Origin of the sequence: Lactobacillus mulieris (assembly GCF_007095465.1) — a bacterium.
GTDB lineage: Bacteria > Bacillota > Bacilli > Lactobacillales > Lactobacillaceae > Lactobacillus > Lactobacillus mulieris.
Window position 1 is genome coordinate 1 of sequence record NZ_SDGL01000039.1, and the last position, 366, is coordinate 366.

The following is a 366-nucleotide window of genomic DNA, read 5'->3' on the forward strand; positions in this document are numbered from 1 at the left end:
AATTTCTTTCTTTAACTTAATTTTCAAAGTAACTTTGCCACTCTTAGGCACATATACGCCAATTGGTTGATAAGTAACCGGCATTGATCTAAAGGTATGGTTATTGATAGTTAAACTTGAAGCAGCTGAAGTATAGTCGGCATACCCCATTAAATTATTATCTAAAACAATATAACCAACTGAATTAGGCTTTGCTTTATAGGTGAAGGTAAGAGTAGAAAGGGTAGCTTTTTTACTTTGATAATTTAGTTGATTTTTGTCTTTTTTGACCACTAAATTAGTACTAGTGATTTGGGCAGAAATTGGTTTAGAAAAGTAGACTTGCTTAGAGCCAGTGAGGGCATTTAAAACTTTAGTTTGATTTTC

The 366-nt window shown here is 32.2% G+C and carries 1 pseudogene; it reads right to left on the bottom strand.

The features are described from left to right. Nucleotides 1-366: pseudogene (locus ETI37_RS07745) on the bottom strand (YfhO family protein); the annotation flags it as partial.